This is a genomic window from Methylobacter sp. Wu8 (assembly GCF_036440755.1).
GTDB classification, from domain to species: Bacteria; Pseudomonadota; Gammaproteobacteria; order Methylococcales; family Methylomonadaceae; genus Methylobacter_A; species Methylobacter_A tundripaludum_A.
The window spans coordinates 44784-65816 of sequence record NZ_JAZGVT010000075.1; the positions used below are offsets into that span (position 1 = coordinate 44784).

A 21033-nucleotide genomic window follows, 5' to 3' on the forward strand; every position below is an offset into this window, starting at 1 on the left:
AGTGTGCGCCGTTTGTGTTCATGCGGCTTTGCTCGTATATTATACGGTTGTTGAAATTGCCGGAATTATTTAATGGATACGATTAGCATTCGTGGCGCCAGAACGCATAACCTGAAAAATATCGATCTTGACCTGCCCAGAGATCAACTGATCATCATCACCGGGCTGTCCGGTTCGGGCAAATCGTCGCTGGCCTTCGACACCATTTATGCCGAAGGGCAACGGCGCTACGTGGAATCCCTTTCCACCTACGCCCGCCAGTTCCTGTCGATGATGGAAAAACCCGATGTCGACCATATCGAGGGCTTGTCCCCGGCCATTTCCATAGAACAAAAATCCACCTCGCACAACCCGCGTTCCACGGTCGGCACCATCACCGAAATCTACGATTATTTACGGTTGCTCTATGCCCGCGCCGGTACGCCGCGCTGCCCCGAACATCATGTCTCGCTGGAAGCGCAAACCGTCAGCCAGATGGTCGATCATGTGCTGTCGCAAGCGCCCGACCAGCGCTGGATGCTGCTGGCGCCGGTGGTCAACGACCGCAAGGGCGAACATATCCAACTGCTGGACGACCTGCGCGCACAGGGCTTCATCCGCGCCCGGATTGACGGCACGGTGTACGACCTGGACGAGCCGCCGGTGCTGGATTTAAAAAAGAAACACACCATCGAGGTCATCGTTGACCGCTTCAAGATTCGCGACGACATCGCCTTACGACTGTCCGAATCCTTCGAGACGGCCCTGCGCATCGCCGACGGCATTGCGATCGCCGCCTGCATCGATGATGCGACCGAACTGATGTTTTCCGAGCGTTACGCCTGTCCTCATTGCGGCTACTCGCTGTCCGAACTTGAGCCTCGCATCTTCTCGTTCAACAACCCGAAAGGCGCATGCACCAGTTGCGACGGCCTGGGCGTGCGCCAGCATTTCGATCCCGAGCTGATTATCCATAACCCCGACATCAGCCTTGCCGGCGGCGCGATTCGCGGCTGGGACCGGCGCAACGCCTATTACTACCAGATCATCTGCTCTCTGGCCAAGCACTATAACTTCGACCCGGAAGCGCCGTTCTCGGAACTGTCCAAAGAACATCAGGACATCATTCTGTACGGCAGCGGCCATGAGGAGATTGAATTCAAATTCATGGCCGGAACCGGATCGGTCAAGAAGAGACGCCACAGTTTTGAAGGCATCATCGCCAACATGGATCGGCGTTACCATGAGACCGATTCGCTACTGGTGCGCGATGAACTGGCCAAATATCTGTCCAACAAACCCTGTAACGCTTGCGAGGGTGCAAGACTTAATGTTTCGGCCAGGAATGTATTTGTTGAAGACTTACCGCTGCACCAGCTGACTCGTTTCCCGATCCGCAAATCATTGGATTTCTTCTCGCAGCTTAACCTAAGCGGAAAGCGCGGCGAAGTTGCGGCAAAAATCGTCAAGGAAATCCAGGAGCGACTGGAATTCCTGGTCAATGTCGGCCTCGACTATTTGACGCTGGATCGTAGCGCCGACACGCTATCCGGCGGCGAAGCGCAGCGCATCCGCCTCGCCAGCCAAATCGGCGCGGGTCTGGTCGGTGTGATGTACGTGCTGGACGAGCCGTCGATAGGCCTGCATCAGCGCGACAACCAGCGTCTGCTGAACACTTTGTTCCGCCTGCGCGACCTGGGCAACACCGTGATCGTGGTCGAGCATGACGAGGATGCAATCCGCTCGGCCCAGCATATCGTCGATATAGGCCCCGGCGCAGGCGTGCATGGCGGGCAGATCATTGCCCAAGGCACGTTGGAAGACATTATCAACAACCCGGACTCGTTAACCGGCCAATATTTATCGGGGAAAATCGGCATTACCTTTCCCGAAAAACTGACGCCCGTCGATAAAGACAAACAGATCGTTATCCGCAATGCGCACGGCAATAACCTGAAGAACGTCGATATTGCATTCCCTATCGGCCTGCTGACCTGCGTGACCGGCGTCTCCGGTTCCGGCAAATCGACGCTGGTTAACGATACTTTGTACTGCCATGCGGCGCGGTTAATCAACCGCGCCGGCGTCATTCCCGCACCCTGCGACGCGATTGAAGGCCTGGAGCATTTCGACAAAGTCGTCGATATAGACCAAAGCCCGATCGGCCGGACGCCCAGATCGAATCCGGCCACTTATACCGGCCTGTTCACGCCGATACGCGAATTATTTTCGGCGACGCCGGAAGCGCGTTCGCGCGGTTACACGCCCGGCCGGTTCAGCTTCAACGTCAAAGGTGGCCGCTGCGAAGCCTGCAAAGGCGACGGCGTGATTAAAGTCGAAATGCATTTTTTGCCGGATATTTTCGTCCATTGCGACAGTTGCCACGGCAAACGTTACAACCGGGAGACGCTGGAGATACGCTACAAAGGCAAAACCATCAATGAAGTGCTGGACATGACCGTCGAAGATGCGGCCGAGTTTTTCAAACCCGTGCCGGTGCTGGCCCGCAAATTACAAACTCTGGTCGAGGTAGGCTTGAGCTACATCACGCTGGGGCAGAATGCGACCACCCTGTCCGGCGGCGAAGCACAGCGGGTCAAGCTCGCCAAAGAACTGTCCAAGCGCGATACCGGCAAGACCTTGTACATCCTGGACGAACCGACCACCGGCCTGCACTTCCACGACATCAAGCAATTGTTGGGTGTGTTGCATACTCTGCGCGATCACGGCAATACCGTGATCGTCATCGAGCATAATCTGGATGTAATTAAGACTGCGGACTGGATCATCGACATGGGACCGGAAGGCGGCGACGGCGGCGGAACGCTGGTTGCTGAGGGGACGCCTAAGCAGGTTTCCGAGAATACGGCTTCGCACACGGGGGAGTATTTGAAGCGGTTTTTTGAGTAGTAGTTATGTAGGTCGGGCATGCTGTTTATGCCCGACATTTCCGTTTCAAAAAAACAAAGATTTGAGGTTTATCTATAGCTCTCCCGTAATCGAACACCTGAACGTCGGGCAACGAAAAAGCTGTTGCCCGACCTACTCGACTTTGCCCCATCACCGGATGCCGAAATGCAGGAGACGAAACAGTTACCTAATCTACTCGGCTAACGCCTATCTAACCTACAGCGCAGCCATAAACTCGGCTACTGTCAAACCCGCCATGCGAGTCAAAATACCTCCGGCAAAGCCGGAGGCTTGTATATGTGAACCGCTCAAAGCGGGTTAAATATGCGCCACCTAAAGGATGGCGACGCTCTAAAACAGGTTTAATTAATCATGGGTAACCCCCCGGCTCTGCCGGGGGGTTACCCATGATTAATTAGGCTTCTTAGCGTTCCTTTTGCAACCTCCCGATGATCGGGAATAGACAAAGTGATTGTTTCTCCTTCCTTGACCATAATGATGTGGCTTCCACTCTGCCGCGCAACCTGCCATCCCAGTGATTCGAATACGATAACAACCTCGCGTCCCCTGAGAACGGGAAGCGAAGGCGGCATTATGCTGCGACCTCGATTTGCCGAGTCTCAATAGTCAAAGGCAATCCACGCTCAGCGCGAACCTGGAGGCACTGGTATATTGCATCCTGGATATTTTCTAACGCCTCATCCTTAGTCTGGCCTTGGCTAACACAACCGGGGATGGCTGGGCATTCGACGACCCAAATGCCATCCTCGCCTCGATCGATTGTCACATTAAATTTCATATATTTTCTCTAAGTTTTATTTGTTGAACCTAAAGGCAGCGTTTTTGACAACCGGTAGGTCAGGTATGTTGTTTATATCCCCATCATCCAGCTAGAAAAATTTGTTAAAACTATAGCCGATAGCGATCACCGATTTCAAACAATTGCATTTCTCCTATCAATCCTTCACCAATTTTTTCCCTAGCTTTACATTCATTACTGTGTGCTGCCAATGAAACATAGATCAGTGCATTACGCACGAGCTTAAGTAACTTTATAGCCTGCTGCTTTAATTCGCGATCACTGATCGGATATGACAATTCATGCCCTTCTTTATCACGCCAATTACTCGTGTCACAAAGTATATGGTCATGAACTTTCAGATATTTATGAGTAATATGATTACGAATATAGTTCAAGTGGCGGGCATCAGGTTCCATCGGTTGGCTAGAATCTGCTTTGTAGTATAGGTCTTTGCTTACCCAGTAAAGCCCTCTCAATGGCCAATTTTCGGAATTAGCAAAAATTGCTGCAAGTCCCTTCTCTTTATTGGCACGTTCAAACCATACGGTATCGAAACTAATTTTTTTTATGGGAAGATTTAGATTCCAATATTCATTTATTAAATATGCGATTTTATCGAATATAGCATAAGCGGCAAGAAAAGCCATTTTTAGCTTTTCGACCCATAGACGGGAATAACGATAATCTAGCGTATTGTACAATTTGACTCGTTTATCTGAAAAATGAATACCTTTACTAGATTCTTCTATTGCTTCAAAAAGTATATAGCGTGCAGATACATATTCTTGTTTTAATTGATTATATATCCCATAAACTTCAGGCGGCGCTGAAGAGACTTCATCATTAGATACGACAATTGATGGAAATGTAAGTGCATCATTAGCAGCAATATCTACCGCCCCTAGATCATTTAATGGATTAAGAAAAAGCCTACGCTCCAAACACCAAGTTCGATATTTTTTTTCTAGTTTAGATCGGCCCCTAGATCCGCTTTCTGGTTCAAAGCTGAAAGCATCCCAATTACCAAGGGAACCTAGATATTCCAACCATTCTAGGATCTCAGAAACAGCATGCTCTTCTACACCTAGTGTCAAAGCAATTTGTATGGATTTGTAGGCTTCATGAAGAAATATTGGTTGATGTCCTGTATCGTATAAGTGTCTTGCATACCAACACAGACAATGCCCCCTGTTTGAAATTGCCATTGCAAATCTCGGATGCTGATTTAAAACTTCATCCCAAATTTCTATAGCTTCAGCAAATCGACCAACATGATTAAGTGCATTCGCCAAGTTTGTACCAACCCTAAACCTTAAGTCAGACTGATCTTGCTCAAACGGTATTAAATAACATTCAGATAATGAAAGTCTTAGACAATAAATTTCTTTTTCTACATTGGGGCTACTCCAAGCCCAGCTATCAGCATTTCCATTAGCCTGCCTAATTCCCGCATAGCAATTTGCAGCAAAGAAATATAGTTGAGCTGCATACAAACCGGTAATTTCTTTGGTTGAAAGCTCTTCAATTTTATTCAATGCATCTTGAAGCTTTTTTATATCACCATTGTCTAACGCCTGATCAATTTCACTGGCTAAATGGTGCAGTTTTTCTTGCACACTAACGCTCCTTTAGGTTTAAAGCCATATATACGGCAACATATATCCAACAATCTATTTCAGATGTCGTACAGACATGGTTAAAATTAAATAATTCATTGTTTTACTTGAATTAAATTAAGTGTAAAGCAGAAAAACATGCTATACAAACAAATAAGATACCATTTCCCAATTATTCCGTATTCGGTAAGATTTATTGCACCATCCGTCTGATGATTTTGCTAGGGTGACTCACCTATAAATCTTTAATTTAACGTTAGTAAGGGCTTAAAAACATGTTAACCATCCTTGAACTCCCCGTCTTAAACGATAACTACATTTACCTGATTCATGACCCGGTGTCGGGTGAAACCGCTGTGGTAGACCCTGCTGTCGCCCAGCCGGTTTTGGATGTTCTGGATCAAAAAGGCTGGCGGCTCACCACTGTTCTGAATACTCATCATCATGGCGATCATGTCGGCGGCAATCTGGAGCTGAAACAAAAAACCGGCTGCACGGTTATTGCTCCCCTTTCGGACCGGCATAGAATCCCCGGCATCGATCGCGGCGTTGTTGACGGCGATGCGATAACGCTCGGCAAGCATTCGGCCAGAGTCATATCGACTCCCGGCCATACCAGCGGCCATGTTGTTTATCATTTTGCAGACGGCAACATGTTGTTTTGCGGAGACACGTTGTTTGTGATGGGCTGCGGCCGGTTGTTTGAAGGCACCGCCGAACAGATGTGGCATTCGTTGCAGAAATTAAAGGCATTGCCCGGATCGACTCAAATCTATTGCGCTCACGAATATACCCAAGCCAATGGCCGGTTTGCGTTAACGGTTGAGCCTGATAACCGGCAATTACAGCAAAGAATGGAGATCGTCAATCAGCTGAGGGCAAAGCACTTGCCGACTGTTCCGTCGACGATAGCGCAGGAATTAGCGACCAACCCGTTTTTCAGGGAAGACAGCTTGGCGTTGCAGGAAACGATTAACATGGTGGGCAAAAAGCCGGTGGAGGTTTTTGCGGAGGTTAGGCGGTTGAAGGACAGTTTTTAATTACACTCAAATCCGTTCGCCCTGAGCTTGTCGAAGGGCATTTCGCGCAACGACTTAAACCGTTCATGCTTCGACGGGTTCAGCACGAACGGTTTAAGTCAACGCCGAGGCGATCTTAACCCTTAGGCCGCATATGCGGAAACAGCAACACATCGCGTATTGACGGCGCATCGGCAAACAGCATGACCAGACGGTCGATGCCTATGCCCTCGCCCGCTGTCGGCGGCATGCCGTGTTCCAGTGCGACGATATAATCGGCGTCAAAATGCATGGCTTCATCGTCACCGGCTTCTTTTTCTTCGACCTGTTTTTGGAAGCGCGCGGCTTGGTCTTCGGCATCGTTCAACTCGGTGAAGCCGTTGGCGATTTCCCGTCCGCCGACAAAAAATTCGAAGCGGTCGGTGACATGCGGGTCGTCATCGTTGCGCCTTGCCAATGGCGATACTTCAACCGGATACGCGGTAATGAAGGTCGGATTCATCAACCGGCTTTCGACGGTTTTTTCGAATATCTCGATCTGGATTTTGCCCAAACCGTAACCATCCTTGACCGGAATATTCAGCTTCTTGGCGACTTCAACGGCGGCTTCGCGGGTGGCGATATTTTCCGCTTTTAAGTCGGGATTAAAATGCAGGATCGACTCGAACACGGTCATGCGGTCGAACGGTTTGCCGAAATCGTATTGCTCGCCCTGATAAGTAACCGTAGTTTGCCCCAACACTTCAATCGCGACGCCGCGCAGCATGGCTTCGGTTAAATCCATCAAGTCGCCGTATTCCGCGTAAGCCTGATAAAACTCCAGCATCGTGAATTCCGGGTTATGCCGCGTCGATAAACCTTCGTTGCGGAAGTTGCGGTTGATTTCAAACACCCGCTCAAAACCGCCGACGACCAGGCGCTTTAAATACAATTCCGGCGCGATACGCAGATACAGCTCCATGTCCAACGCGTTATGGAATGTCCTGAAAGGACGCGCCGTTGCGCCGCCCGGGATCATTTGCATCATCGGCGTTTCAACTTCCAGGAAGTTGCGCTCAATCAGGAATTGACGGATATAGGCGACGACCTTGGAACGGATCAAAAAGGTATTGCGCGATTGCTCGCTCATAATCAAATCCAGGTAACGCTGGCGGTATTTGATTTCCTGATCGGCAATGCCGTGGAATTTCTCGGGCAACGGGCGCAAGGCTTTGGTCAGCAAACGAATGTCATCGACCTTGACGCTGAGTTCGCCGGTCTGAGTTTTAAACAGTACGCCTTCCGCACCGACGATGTCGCCTATATCCCATTTCTTAAACTGTTCGTTGTAAAAACTTTCGGGCAGCGCATCGCGGGTCACATAAAGCTGAATTTTGCCGGACATATCCTGAATATGGCAGAAACTGGCTTTACCCATCACCCGGCGGGTCATCATCCGCCCGGCCAGTTTCACACGCAAAGGTTCTGCTTCGAGCTCTTCCTTGGATTTTTCGCTGTATTCGGCCAACAGTTCGCCGGCCACCACATTGCGGCGAAAATCGGTAGGAAAAGCAATGCCGCCGTTCTCGCGCAACTCGTTCAGTTTGCTGCGGCGTTGCCTGATTTGTTCCTGTTCGTCGTGCTCGATTTCTGACATTTTTTGTTAACTCTTTTGTTTAATTTTACTTTTACAGGCCGCTCTTCAAGCTGGCCTCGATAAATTGATCCAGGTCCCCATCCAGAACCGCCTGGGTGTTGCCTGTTTCGACACTGGTGCGCAAATCCTTGATCCGCGATTGGTCCAGCACATAGGACCGGATCTGGCTGCCCCAGCCTATATCCGACTTGGTGTCTTCCAGCGCTTGGGCCGATTCGCTGCGTTTGCGCATTTCCAGCTCGTACAACTTGGCTTTCAATTGCTTCATCGCGGTGTCGCGGTTTTTATGCTGCGAGCGGTCGCTTTGGCATTGCACGACGATTCCGGTCGGATTGTGGGTCATCCGCACGGCCGACTCGGTTTTGTTGATATGCTGGCCGCCCGCGCCGCTGGCGCGGTATACATCGACACGAATATCCGCGGGATTGATGTCGATGTCGATGTCGTCGTCAATTTCCGGCGATACGAATACCGACGCAAACGAGGTATGGCGGCGATTGCCCGAATCGAACGGCGATTTCCTGACTAGGCGATGCACGCCGGTTTCGGTGCGCAACCAGCCGAACGCATATTCGCCTTCGAACTTGATCGTGGCGCTTTTAATGCCGGCGACGTCGCCTTGCGATTCTTCGATCAACTCGGTTTTAAAGCCCTTACGCTCGCCCCAGCGCAAATACATGCGCTCGATGATCGAAGCCCAGTCTTGGGCTTCGGTGCCACCGGAGCCCGACTGTATGTCCAAAAAGGCGTTATTGGCGTCCATTTGCCCGGAGAACATCCGGCGAAACTCCAGGTCCGCGACTCTTTTTTCAAAGTGCGCCAGATCATCGACGACTGTTTCAACGGTTTCCTCATCGTCTTCTTCGACCGCCATCAACAGCAGTTCTTCCGCATCAGAAAGGCCGCGTTCCAGGTCATTAATGGTATTAACGATGACTTCCAGCTGGCCGCGCTCTTTACCCAAGGCTTGTGCTTCTTCCGGGTTATCCCAGATTTTTGGGTTTTCCAGCTCTCTTAAAACTTCGACTAAACGCTCACTCTTGACGTCAAAGTCAAAGATACCTCCTAAGGGCATCGCCACGGCTTTTTAAGTCGGCTATTTTGTTTTTGATCGGATTTATTTCTTGCATGAAGTGTATTTAACCAATGACAGTCGAGACCAAGCGCATATAAACGCCAGTCGATGAAAATTTTAATAGGGGTGATTATAAACTATTAGCCGGGGCGGTTCATCCCGAGTTACCGGCTTCAGACTATTGGGACAGAGATTTCCATTCCCAATTGAAGCCCCAGTTGCCGCTTTGCCCGGCCTTTATTGACCGCAATCTCGACCAGACCGTTGGAGTTTTTATACCAGAAAGCCTGCTGTTCTTCGACGTCACCGAAAGTGTCGGCCTGTTTGACAGCAATGCCGTTGACCGTCAGAGTCTTGCCGGAAAAGGCCGCACGGTAGCGCAAGCCGGTCATCGCATTGCCGTAATAATCGAAATAAACCACTTCCGCCAAGTCTTCGGGCCAATCGCTTAAATCATCCCGGTCAAATGGCCGCAACAAATCATCCGCCGCATTGATAGCCAGCTTTGCGGCAACGGGAGCGAATAGATCCCGGCCGTGAAAGCTCATCGAGCAATGCTCCGGCCTCCAGGTAATTTCCGACCATTGCGTGTTTTGAGCCTGAACGGCGACGGTATTCAACAAGCCGTTATCCGGCCCGACAAACGCTTGTCCGTCGGCCTGCAAAACCACGGCTCTGCGTTCGCCGCCGACACCGGGATCAACGACCGCCAGAAAAATACTGTTTACAGGAAAACTGTGCCGCAATGCAGCCAATAGGTAGGAACTTAAACGCGGATCGGCTGTCGGCGCATTACTCAGCAGGTTAATAACAGGCGCATTCGGGGCTGTCTGCCGTATCGCCGATTCCATTTGCCCGATATAAGGGCCGGACGGCCCAAAATCGGTAAACAGGACAATACCGGTCACTGAGCCAATACGTCCAACCCGGCATTCGCCGCGCCAGTTCCCGACTGGCTAGCGGCAGACACACCATCCCTGGCGATCGCCGAACCTGCTCCCGGCAGGTTTACGGCATACACACCATCCCTGGCGATAAATGTCATAGCCTGTTCTTCAACGGCTTGCTGGCTGCGCGTTAGTCCGGCAAAGTCGAATAACTGCGTATCGGCCAACTGCGAAGGCGCGACATTTTGCAGGCTGGCGAAAATGGTCTCCAGGCGCCCCGGAAACTGTTTATCCCAAGCGTTCAGCATGACTTTCATCGCTTGGCGTTGCAGGTTTTCCTGAGAGCCGCACAAGTTGCACGGGATAATCGGGTAGTTTTTAAACGCGGCCAAGCGCTCAATGTCTTTTTCACGGGTGTACGCCAGCGGCCGGATGATAATATTTTTTTTGTCGTCGCTTAACAGCTTGGGCGGCATCGCTTTTAATTTGCCGCCGTAAAAAATATTCAGGAAAAAGGTTTCCAGAATGTCGTCGCGATGATGACCCAAGGCTATTTTGGTGACGTTGTTGGCTTCGGCATAACCGTACAAGGTTCCGCGGCGCAAGCGCGAGCACAGGCCGCAGGTGGTGTTGCCCTCGGGGATGACCCGCTTGACCACGCTGTAAGTGTCTCTTTCGATGATATGGTACGGCACGCCCAGCGACGCCAGATATTCCGGCAACACATGTTCGGGAAATCCGGGCTGCTTCTGATCCAGGTTGACCGCGATCAGTTCGAATTCAACCGGCGCGGTTTTCTGCAAATGCATCAGGATGTCCAGCAGGGTGTAGGAATCCTTACCGCCGGACAGGCACACCATGACCTTGTCGCCATTTTCGATCATGTTGTAATCGGCAATCGCATCGCCGACCGTGTGCCGCAATTTCTTTTGCAGCTTGTTGAATTGAGTTCTGGATTTTTGGTTTGGATCTGACATGGTCAGTAGATGTTATATAAATAGAACACGGATGAAACGGATTGGACGGTTCAACACGGATAAAAAAATCCGTCTAATCCTACAATGCGGGGTTCGAGGACCGTTGCCCACTGATATAGTTTTATTTTAACCATGAAGAGCATGAAAGACATGAAGACTTAAATCCTTCATGCCTTTCATGCTCTTCAGGGTAAAAGCTTAAATTTATTTCTGCATGTTTCCAAACAAAAACGTTAGCCGTTGTAGCGCTGGAAAATCAGTGTAGCGTTGGTGCCGCCGAAGCCGAAGCTGTTCGACATAATCGTGTTTAACGTGATGTTGTCTTTACGTTCACGCACGATCGGAATGCCAGCAGCGCCCGGGTCAAGCTGGGTGATGTTGGCCGAGGCACTGAGGAAGTTTTCTTCCATCATCAACAACGAATAAATCGCCTCATTAACGCCCGCCGCGCCCAATGCGTGCCCCGTCAGTGATTTTGTTGAACTGACTAGCGGCACGTTATCCTGTCCGAACACATTGCGCAAGGCTTCAAGCTCCCTGGTGTCGCCGACCGGGGTACTGGTGCCGTGGGCGTTGATGTAATCGATCTTGCTGCCGCCGATAGTCGCCATCGCCTGCTGCATGCAACGCACCGCGCCCTCGCCTGAAGGTTGAACCATGTCGTAACCGTCGGAAGTTGCGCCGTAACCGGTCAGTTCAGCATAAATTTTCGCGCCGCGCGCCTTGGCATGTTCCAGTTCTTCAATCACTAAAACACCGCCGCCGCCGGAGATCACAAAACCGTCACGGGTTTCATCATAAGGTCTTGAAGCTGTGCTCGGCGTGTCATTGTATTTGGACGACAACGCGCCCATCGCATCGAACAACATCGACATCGTCCAATGCACTTCCTCGCCGCCGCCGGCAAACACCACATCCTGCTTGCCCATCTGGATTAACTCCATCGCATGGCCGATACAGTGAGCGCTGGTCGCACAGGCTGAACTGATCGTGTAATTAACGCCTTTGATTTTGTAAGGCGTCGCAAGACATGCGGTATTCGTGCTGGACATACTTCTGGGCACCATATAAGGCCCGACTTTTTTGATGCCTTTTTCGCGCAAAATATCGGCCGCTTCAACGATGTTTGAGGTTGAAGGCCCGCCCGAACCCATCACCAGACCGGTTCTGAAATTCGACACCTCGGACTCGTCCAGGCCGGAATCGTCAATCGCCTGCTGCATCGCAATATAGTTGAACGCCGCGCCATCGCCCATAAAACGTTTTATTTTACGGTCGATAAATGCGTCTAAATCTATGTTGATGGGTCCGTGGACATGGCTGCGGAAACCCATTTCCTGATAAACGTCAGCGAAAGTAATTCCTGAGCGGCCTTCCTTTAGGGAATCGACAACCTCTGTTCGGTTATTCCCTATGCTGGAAACAATTCCTAAACCGGTTACTACGACTCTTTTCATTGTTAACGCCTCTAAAAATCTTCTGTGGAAGTAAACAAACCGACCCGTAAATCGGTAGCCTCGTAAATCACTTTGCCATCGACTTCCATGGTGGCGTCAGCGATACCCATAACCAACTTCCGCATTATCAATCTTTTTAAATCGATCCGATAAGTCACCTTTTTAGCGGTGGGCAATACTTGTCCGGTAAATTTGACTTCACCCACACCCAAAGCGCGGCCTTTACCGGGACCGCCCATCCAGCACAAAAAGAAGCCAACCAACTGCCACATCGCGTCCAGCCCCAAGCAGCCGGGCATTACAGGGTCGCCTTGGAAATGGCAGTCGAAGAACCATAAATCAGGCTTAATATCCAGCTCAGCAACGATCTCGCCTTTCCCGTATTTACCGCCTTCATCAGATATATAGGTAATGCGATCCATCATCAACATATTTGGCAGAGGTAATTGCGCATTTTTCGGTCCGTACAGTTCTCCCCTGCCGGACATCAACAATTCTTCGCGCGTAAAACTGTGCTGTTTCCCCATAATCTTTTATATACCTTAACGTAATTATTATTATTCTAAATTGCACATTATCTAACAGACATCAAAAAAAATCAGCTCAATTTTTAGCCGGACAGCACATCAAGCATCAATTCTTTTATCTTCAAGCCCTTTCTTTCGACTGCCGGGACGCAGGAGGTAGAGTAATGCATGGAGCAATTACCGAGTATGAGTTGCTGATAAATAATCGCATAGGACAGAACTGAAGAGACATATTTCCGGGTTTCATGATAAGGGATAGTTTCTACCCATATATCCGCAGGCATAGCCACGGCACCCGGCAACCACTTTGCGACACGCCCCGGCCCCGCATTATAAGCGGCGACTGCCAATACGAAATGCCCATGAAACTGTTTCAGCAGTTTCTTATAATAAAAAGCGCCGTATTTAACATTAACATCGGGATTGAACAGGCTTTGATCCGACTGCCATTTTTCCTTTAGCTCGCGGGCGATCTGCATGCCCGTTTTCGGCATGATTTGCATCAAGCCCCGCGCGCCGACAGACGACTCGGCGTCCTTGTTGAAAATACTTTCCTGCCGAATCAGGCCGAAAACAATGGCCGGATCGAGGTTCTGCCGGTAGGCATGGTCATGAATCTGGCCCGAATAATAAACCGGAAAGCGCAACGCCAGATCGTCCCAATAATCGGCTTTAACCATCGTAGTAATGGCGATTTGATCCCAATGCCATTGCTGGGCCAATTTGGCCGCGATCATGCGCCGCTCCTTGCTTAATTTTTTTACTGCATACCACCATTGACGCTCGGCTTCCACATTCCTGTTCAGTAAATCAAGCTCCTTAACCACTTTAAAATCGGCTTCATTGGCAAGATTTTCGAGCTCATTCCCAGCCAGAAACACCGGTTTATTGGAGAGTTGATAAGGCTTATTAACCGTGTCGGCGGCCAAGAATCCATAAAAGCTCCGGTCTTCGGCGAGCCTATTGTAAACATCCTGCGCCTGCAAAGAGTTCCCGGTTTTATCCAGCATTCTGGCTTGCCAGTACTGCCATTTAGGATCCTGCCGTTCCTGAGCCGTCAAACCCGCCAACGCCTCCGCAACATGCTGCCAGTTTTGTTCCAGCAAAGCCGCCCTGACTTTCCATTCATTGACTTCCGCGTCAACAACCGGCAATTGCTTAAGACGTTGATAGGCGCTGATGTTTCGGCTGCGCGCCAACGCAATCGCCAGACTGCGCTCTACTTTCCCGGCAGTTTGAGCATCTATCTGGAAAGAGTTTTTTCTATCGTCCCAAAGTTCAACGGCCCGGTTCAAATCAGACTTTGCCAGCCTCGTTACACCATGAGCGAAAAGCCGCCCCATTTGCGCATTAAAAAAGCCGCTGTTTTCAATTAAAGCGGGATTTTGGTGTACCCGCAGCCAACCATCGGCAACATCCTGGTCCGCCGCATCCAACGAACGGCGCACGTATTCGGCCACCGAGACATTATCTTTGTCCAGGGCCAGCTCAAAGCGCCGCCAAACCAGATCCGACGTAAAACCGGGCGACGTCATCAATATCGATAACAGCGGATCGCATTCCTCCGGCAACGAATCCCCGGTAAGCCAGATGTTTTTGGCCTCATTCAACGCCTGCTGTTGATTGCCGGTTTTGTAGATCGCCAGATTGTACTGGCAGCTAAGGGCGGTATTCTCGTTTGCGGCGGGCACACTATAATGCCGGATAAAATCGTTCCAGCGCTCATTCTTAGCCAAGTAATCCAGCCATTTGATCCTCAATAATCCGGCATAACGGGTGTCGTTATAGGTCGCCAAAAAAGCCGGAATACGGTCCTCTTGTTGTAAATTATCTTTAAGCCACTGGTATTGCAGATAAGGATAGAGGGGATAATCGATCAAGGCGGCGCTGATGCGCATAAATTCGGCATTATTGCCCTGAGCAAGCGCCCTTTCCGCCTGTAAAAAATCGCTTCTTTGCCGGTCGAGACTATTGCCGAGCACTGCGCCGGAAAAAAGAACCAGACACAGCAATAATTTTCCAGACAGGTGTTTCATATTTCACTCACAGCAAATATATTCCTAAAGATGTTTCAGACAGATATAATCAAGCGCTCATGCAAACATCCTTATCTAATCCCGTGCAATCAAAACAGGCCACACAGTCTTACAGCTGGAGCACTATTTATCAAATTGCTTTAGAACACAAAAAAGAACTGATTGCTTCCCATTTTATCGCCATCCTGGCCACCATTGCCAGCGTACCGGTGCCTTTGCTGATGCCGTTGCTGGTCGATGAAGTTCTATTGCATAAACCCGGCATTATCATTCAGACCGTAAACCAGCTGTTCCCTGTCACCTGGCAACTACCGATCCTTTATATCGGCGTTATTTTGCTGATCAGCGTTATCCTGCGCATCATTGCGATTATTTTTAACATCATACAGTCCCGGCAGTTTTCCTGCATCGCCAAAGACATCGTGTTCCGCATCCGCGCAGACCTGATCGGCCATTTGCAAAACATTTCGATGTCCGAATACGAAAGCCTGGGTACCGGCACCGTAGCGAATTACCTGATTAAAGACCTCGATACGATAGACACCTTTATCGGCACGACGGTCAGCAAACTGCTGGTGGCCGCCCTGACCGTTATCGGCACCGCCGTCGTTTTATTATGGATGCATTGGCAATTGGGTTTATTTATTTTACTACTGAACCCCGTGGTCATTTACTTCACCCGCGTAATCGGCTCGCGCGTCAAAGACCTTAAAGCCAAGGAAAACTCCGCTTTCGAGGTTTTCCAGCAATCCTTGACCGAAACCCTGGAAGCCATCCATCAAATACGCGCCAGCAACCGCGAGAAACATTATTGCCAGCAACTGATTGAGTCGGCCCGATCGGTCAAGGATTTTTCAACCGCTTTCGCCTGGAAAAGCGATGCGGCAACCCGCATGAGTTTCCTGGTATTCCTGTTCGGTTTCGACATCTTCCGGGCCTGTGCGATGCTGATGGTGTTCTATTCCGATCTCAGTATCGGGCAAATGCTCGCCGTATTCGGTTACCTCTGGTTCATGATGGCTCCGGTGCAGGAAATATTGAGCATCCAATACGCCTTTTATGCCGCCAAAGGCGCATTAATCCGCATCAACCGGCTTAATGCGCTGAAACAGGAGCCGCATTACCCTCACCTTGAGAACCCGTTCTTAAACAAAAAAACCGTCTCATTGCGCGTGGATAATCTTCATTTCAGCTACGGCGAGGAAAAAATACTCGACGGCATCCAGCTAAAAATCAAAGCCGGTGAAAAAGTCGCGCTGGTCGGCGCCAGCGGCGGCGGTAAATCGACCTTGATTCAAACCCTGATCGGCCTCTACCCGCCCGACAGCGGCCAGATTTATTTCGACGATGTGCCCATCGACCGCATCGGCCTGGAAGTGGTCAGGGAAAATGTCGTCACCGTGCTGCAACACCCCGTCCTGTTCAACGACACCATCCGCGCCAATTTGACGTTGGGTAAACCGGCCGACGATGCCGTATTACGGAATGCGCTGGCTATCGCGCAATTAGCCGACGTCGTGCAGGATCTGCCGCAAGGGCTGGACACCATCGTCGGCAGGCAAGGCATGCGGCTGTCCGGCGGCCAGCGGCAGCGCATGGCCATTGCCAGAATGATCGTCGCCGATCCCAAAGTGGTCATCCTGGATGAAGCCACCTCGGCGCTGGACAGCGAGACGGAGCACAAACTGCACCAGGCCATGACGGAATTCTTAACCGGCCGCACGACGATCATCATTGCCCATCGCCTGAGCGCCGTTAAACAGGCCGATCATGTTTACGTTTTTGAACAAGGCCAAATCTGCGAGCACGGACAACATCAAACCCTGCTCAGCCAAAACGGCCTTTATGCAAAACTTTATGGCGAGTATCAGTGAGGCGGACGAAAGGCGCATAGAATAATAACGCCCTTAAGCCGCCTTTAACCTTGCACCTTTAACCTAATATCCATGACTGAAACTTACGACCTGCACAGCCACTCTAACGCCTCAGACGGCGCATTATCGCCCACGGAATTGGTGCAGCGCGCCCATGAACACGGCGTTACCTCGCTGGCGTTAACCGATCACGACACCGTAGTAGGACTCAGTGAAGCCCAGGTTGCGGCAACCGCGGCGGGCATTGAATTAATACCCGGCATCGAACTGTCCACCAGTTGGCAGAACAAATGCTTTCATATCGTGGGATTAGGCATAGACCCGGCTTATCCGCCGCTTGCCGAGGCCACCCGCAACCTGCAAATCATGCGCACCGAACGCGCCGAAAAAATCGCTGAGAAACTGGAGAAAAAACGCATTCCCGGCGCGCTGGCGGCCGTCAAAAAAGCCGCCGGAAACGGCATGATCACCCGCACCCATTTCGCCGACTTCCTGCTTTCGCAATTCCATGTATCCACCCAGCAGGAAGCGTTCGACCGTTATCTTGGCGCCGGCAAAGACGCTTATGTAGCCACAATCTGGGCTGAAATGGAGCTGGCGGTAAACTGGATCACTGGGTCCGGCGGCGTTGCGGTACTGGCGCATCCTTTGCGCTACAAGCTGACCGCCAGCTGGATGAGACGCCTGCTGGCCGCATTCAAGGAGGCTGGTGGACTCGGCATAGAAGTTGTGACAGGCCGGTATAACAGCGATGAAATAAAATTGGTCGCCGGTTACGCAAAGCGCTTTGAACTGGCCGGTTCGGTCGGTTCCGATTTCCACAGCCCGGCCAACCAATGGGTGGAATTAGGGCGTCTTGCGCCGTTGCCGGAGAACGTCAAGCCGGTATGGGAGCTGCTTGGGAACTGATGTTATGCAGTAATCTAAAAAATCACCACGAAGACACAAGAAAAACCCAAGGTAAAAACTTCGTGTCCTTCGTGTCTTCGTGGTGAATTAATCAATCTAACTTCAGCCTCTTTAACGAGCAAACTACATGAGCTTTTGGAAAACCAAGAAACTATCCGAAATGACCACCGAAGAATGGGAGTCATTATGCGACAACTGCGGCAAATGCTGCCTGCATAAACTGGAAGACGAAGACACCGGCGACATCTACTTTACCAGCGTCGTCTGCAACCTGATCGACCTGGACACCTGCCGCTGCACCCGTTATGCCGAGCGCACCCAATTAGTCCCCGAATGCCTGGACCTGAAACAACACGACTTTGCCGAATACAACTGGCTGCCGGCAACCTGCGCTTACCGCTTATTGAGCGATGGAGAGGAACTGCCGGACTGGCATCCCCTGCTGTCGAAAAGCGCCGACAGCGTCCAGGATGCCGGTGTTTCAATCAGCAGTTACGCGATGAAGGAATCTGAAATCGATGACCTGGAAGACCACATTATCGAATGGCTGGAGTGACGCCCGGCCACCGCGCCTTGCCGCGTTAAACCGTAAACGGCTTATTCGATAACGCCCTGCATAAACCAATTGTGGGCTATCCGGTCGTGCAACTCGCCCAACTTGTTTTGCAGGTCATCGAGAATGTCCCGTAATTGTTCTTGGGTCGTGTTCCGGGTATCGATAGCTTGCACATAAGCCCCCAATACAACCAGTTCTTCCGGCAGCGTATCGTTATTCGGCAGATCATTGATGCATCCGGCAATTTCAGCAATACAACAACCGACCGAACGCGGCAAAATCGTGTTCAGCAACAAAAAGTTGAGCACATCATCGCCATTCACACTGCTTCTGACCTGCTGCCGGTACATTAACTGGGCGTTGAGCGACTTTAATATATTCACCCATAGAATAGTCTCATATTGGCGCATTTCATCGCTACGCGACTCCGCCAGCAGCAACGAGGCCAAGTCCAGAATACGGCTGGTCATATCGGCGCGTTCAATGTTTTTGCCCAGCCGAATAAATCGATAGGGATGATTGTGGCTCATGTAACCCGACAATAGCCCGGTAAAGCGCTGGCAACCTTTGAGAATCTCGTCAAGCAAGGCAATCCGGTTGCTGCGGTGATGCACCGACTCCATATGATTTCTTACAAACAGGTACATTTCATTGACCTGCTCCCAGGCCTCATCGGGCAGCAAATCCCTGGAGGTGCGGATATTTTCTCTGGCCGCGCTTAAAGACGAAAACAAAGACCCCATATACCCGGCATCGGTTAAAAGAAACCGGGTGACATTGCGCTCGTTGGCAATGGTATATTTTTCATAGAATTGCCGGCTTGAGGCATTGATCCGAACAAGCTGCTGCCAACCCATTTCAACGCCGTTAGGCAAATCCATCAAGAGATTCATATGCACACTGACCAGTCTGGCGATATTTTCAGTGCGTTCAAGATAACGCGCCAGCCAATACAGGCGCTCTGCTGAACGGGATAACATTAGCTACGCTCCATATTGATAATCCAGGTGTCTTTACTGCCGCCGCCTTGCGAGGAGTTCACCACCAGAGAGCCCTTTTTTAGCGCTACCCGGGTTAAACCTCCGGCGGTCACAAAGGTGTTTTCGCCCTGCAAAATAAACGGTCTCAGGTCGATATGCCGGGGTTCGAGTTTGCCGTTACATAAAGTAGGCGCTGTAGAAATCGCCAAGGTAGGCTGGGCAATATAATTACGGGGATTTTCCTGGATGATTTTCCGAAACGCGGCTATTTCCCGGCTTGTCGCATGCGGCCCCACCAGCATGCCGTAGCCGCCTGACTCATTAGCCGGTTTGACCACCAGTTCCGGCAAATGCGCCAACACATATTTCAGGTGTTCGGGGTTATCGCACAGGTAAGTTTTCACATTAGGCAAGATCGGTTCTTCATTGAGGTAATAGCGGATCATTTCCGGCACATAGGCATAAACCACTTTATCATCGGCAACGCCGGCTCCCGGCGCATTAGCAAAAGAGACGTTGCCGGCTTTCCAGGCGCGCATTAATCCGGGAACGCCCAAAACCGAATCTTTGCGGAATACTTCGGGATCCAGGAAATCATCGTCGATGCGCCGGTAAATAACATCGACTTTTTCCAGCCCCTCGATGGTGCGCATATAGACGCAATCGTCGTCATTGACCACCAGATCGCCGCCCTCGACCAGTTGCGCGCCCATTTGCTGGGCCAGGTAGGCGTGCTCAAAATAAGCGGAGTTATAGATGCCGGGCGTCAGCACCACAATTTGCGGCTTTTTAATGTGCTCGGGCGCAAGCGACGCCAACATGTCCTGCAAGCGGCTGGGGTAGTCGTCGATAGGCAAAATATCTATATCCTGCAACAGCTCGGGAAACACCCGCTTGGTAATAACACGGTTTTCCAGCATGTAGGAAACCCCCGAAGGAACCCGCAAATTATCTTCCAACACGTACATAACGCCGTCCCGGTCACGCACCAAATCGGTGCCGCAAATATTTGCCCAGACGCTATGGCGGGGTTTCATGCCGACGCATTCTTTGCGGAAGTTTTTTGAGCTATGGATAATTTCGGCCGGCATTTTGCCGTCTTTAATGAATGTTTGTTCATCGTAAACGTCCGATATAAAGCAGTTTAAGGCGGTTAAACGCTGCTTTAAACCCTTTTCTATAACGCGCCATTCCGTAGAGCTGATGATGCGGGGAATAATGTCGAACGGCCAGGCCCGGTCTATATTGCCTTCATCGCTGTAGACCGTAAAACTGATGCCCATTTCCAAAATAGCCAGTTCGGCGGCTATCTTGCGCTTATCAATATCGCCCTGATTGAGCGAGTTTAAATACTGGCACAAGCGGTAACTCACTTGCCTCGGTTGGAACTCCGAACACATGAGCTCATCGTAAGCACTCTCGGTTTTGTAGTTTTCCCAGATTGATTTCATGGCATTTTATAAGGCTAGTTGGCTTCAATGAAAAAACAGCATGATTTATGCCATTTTTTACTCAACGCCAACTCAATCTTTACGCCCCAAAACATAGCGCACCGTTTGCTTACTCCCTATCAAATAAGCCGGAAGCCCACTCTGTGCGCGCGGAAAGCCTTGTTGAAGTATGGCCTGCATATACACACTCAGCCATTGAACAAGCATGCCGTAATCCCTAAGCCCATTCGACAAGCGCGTGGCGGACGAGATTTTGGAATACTCAATGCGGTTACGAGGCTCAGACAAACGGCTTTAGCCATCCTATTTTGGGCCTTAATTGCTCTATTTTGGTGCAATTTG

16 protein-coding genes are annotated in these 21033 nt (G+C 50.6%); 5 read left to right on the top strand and 11 right to left on the bottom strand.

Features of this window, described 5'->3' with window-relative positions; genetic code table 11:
* Nucleotides 1-72 precede the first annotated feature (72 nt).
* The gene (gene uvrA / locus V3O24_RS17050) at nucleotides 73-2889 is read left to right on the top strand and encodes an excinuclease ABC subunit UvrA (RefSeq protein ID WP_331308139.1); all 2817 of its coding nucleotides are present in this window, start codon (nucleotides 73-75) and stop codon (nucleotides 2887-2889) included.
* Between the two features lie 401 nt (nucleotides 2890-3290).
* Here the strand turns inward: uvrA and V3O24_RS18985 are convergent, their stop codons facing one another.
* Nucleotides 3291-3482 (bottom strand): type II toxin-antitoxin system HicA family toxin, encoded by a 192-nt coding sequence (locus tag V3O24_RS18985; protein ID WP_348529995.1) that lies wholly within the window; start codon nucleotides 3480-3482, stop codon nucleotides 3291-3293.
* Nucleotides 3483-3798: 316 nt separating this feature from the next.
* On the bottom strand, nucleotides 3799-5307 hold the full coding sequence (locus V3O24_RS17055) for an LA2681 family HEPN domain-containing protein (RefSeq protein ID WP_331308140.1): 1509 nt from the start codon (nucleotides 5305-5307) through the stop codon (nucleotides 3799-3801).
* A 275-nt stretch (nucleotides 5308-5582) separates the two neighbouring features.
* On the opposite strand from V3O24_RS17055, the gene gloB reads away from it, so the two are divergent.
* Complete coding sequence (gloB, locus tag V3O24_RS17060; RefSeq protein ID WP_331308141.1) at nucleotides 5583-6347, top strand: hydroxyacylglutathione hydrolase; 765 nt, start codon at nucleotides 5583-5585, stop codon at nucleotides 6345-6347.
* Nucleotides 6348-6462: 115 nt separating this feature from the next.
* Here gloB and lysS read toward each other — a convergent pair whose 3' ends face one another.
* The 7 genes from lysS to V3O24_RS17095 form a co-directional block, all read right to left on the bottom strand.
* The gene (lysS, locus tag V3O24_RS17065; RefSeq protein WP_331308142.1) at nucleotides 6463-7962 is read right to left on the bottom strand and encodes a lysine--tRNA ligase; all 1500 of its coding nucleotides are present in this window, start codon (nucleotides 7960-7962) and stop codon (nucleotides 6463-6465) included.
* 31 nt (nucleotides 7963-7993) lie between these two features.
* Nucleotides 7994-9092, bottom strand: a protein-coding gene (gene prfB / locus V3O24_RS17070) for a peptide chain release factor 2 (protein ID WP_104422646.1) whose coding sequence is annotated in 2 segments (ribosomal slippage) — nucleotides 7994-9016 and nucleotides 9018-9092 — 1098 coding nt in all. Because the reading frame shifts where the segments join, the coding sequence is not laid out codon by codon here.
* 118 nt (nucleotides 9093-9210) lie between these two features.
* Entirely contained in the window at nucleotides 9211-9945 is a 735-nt protein-coding gene (locus tag V3O24_RS17075; protein WP_331308143.1) for an SAM-dependent chlorinase/fluorinase, read from the bottom strand.
* Nucleotides 9942-10901, bottom strand: coding sequence for a tRNA 2-thiocytidine(32) synthetase TtcA (ttcA, locus tag V3O24_RS17080; protein ID WP_258076555.1), 960 nt, complete (start codon nucleotides 10899-10901; stop codon nucleotides 9942-9944). The genes V3O24_RS17075 and ttcA overlap by 4 nt, the downstream gene beginning before the upstream one ends.
* 233 nt (nucleotides 10902-11134) lie before the next feature.
* On the bottom strand, nucleotides 11135-12358 hold the full coding sequence (fabB, locus tag V3O24_RS17085; RefSeq protein WP_331308144.1) for a beta-ketoacyl-ACP synthase I: 1224 nt from the start codon (nucleotides 12356-12358) through the stop codon (nucleotides 11135-11137).
* Between the two features lie 11 nt (nucleotides 12359-12369).
* A complete protein-coding gene (fabA, locus tag V3O24_RS17090; protein WP_104422643.1) occupies nucleotides 12370-12885 on the bottom strand; it encodes a 3-hydroxyacyl-[acyl-carrier-protein] dehydratase FabA in 516 nt (171 codons plus the stop codon).
* 83 nt (nucleotides 12886-12968) lie between these two features.
* The gene (locus V3O24_RS17095; RefSeq protein WP_331308145.1) at nucleotides 12969-14921 is read right to left on the bottom strand and encodes a transglycosylase SLT domain-containing protein; all 1953 of its coding nucleotides are present in this window, start codon (nucleotides 14919-14921) and stop codon (nucleotides 12969-12971) included.
* Between the two features lie 59 nt (nucleotides 14922-14980).
* On the opposite strand from V3O24_RS17095, the gene V3O24_RS17100 reads away from it, so the two are divergent.
* From V3O24_RS17100 to V3O24_RS17110, 3 genes are all read left to right on the top strand, one after another.
* On the top strand, nucleotides 14981-16795 hold the full coding sequence (locus tag V3O24_RS17100; protein WP_331308146.1) for an ABC transporter ATP-binding protein: 1815 nt from the start codon (nucleotides 14981-14983) through the stop codon (nucleotides 16793-16795).
* 72 nt (nucleotides 16796-16867) lie between these two features.
* Nucleotides 16868-17704: a PHP domain-containing protein gene (locus V3O24_RS17105; protein WP_331308147.1), complete on the top strand. Its 837-nt coding sequence runs from the start codon at nucleotides 16868-16870 to the stop codon at nucleotides 17702-17704.
* Nucleotides 17705-17831: 127 nt separating this feature from the next.
* The gene (locus V3O24_RS17110; RefSeq protein WP_104422639.1) at nucleotides 17832-18260 is read left to right on the top strand and encodes a YcgN family cysteine cluster protein; all 429 of its coding nucleotides are present in this window, start codon (nucleotides 17832-17834) and stop codon (nucleotides 18258-18260) included.
* A 41-nt stretch (nucleotides 18261-18301) separates the two neighbouring features.
* Here the strand turns inward: V3O24_RS17110 and V3O24_RS17115 are convergent, their stop codons facing one another.
* Together V3O24_RS17115 and V3O24_RS17120 are read right to left on the bottom strand one after the other, a co-directional pair.
* On the bottom strand, nucleotides 18302-19240 hold the full coding sequence (locus V3O24_RS17115; protein WP_104422638.1) for an alpha-E domain-containing protein: 939 nt from the start codon (nucleotides 19238-19240) through the stop codon (nucleotides 18302-18304).
* Entirely contained in the window at nucleotides 19240-20691 is a 1452-nt protein-coding gene (locus V3O24_RS17120) for a circularly permuted type 2 ATP-grasp protein (protein ID WP_331308148.1), read from the bottom strand. The genes V3O24_RS17115 and V3O24_RS17120 overlap by 1 nt, the downstream gene beginning before the upstream one ends.
* Nucleotides 20692-21033 lie beyond the last annotated feature (342 nt).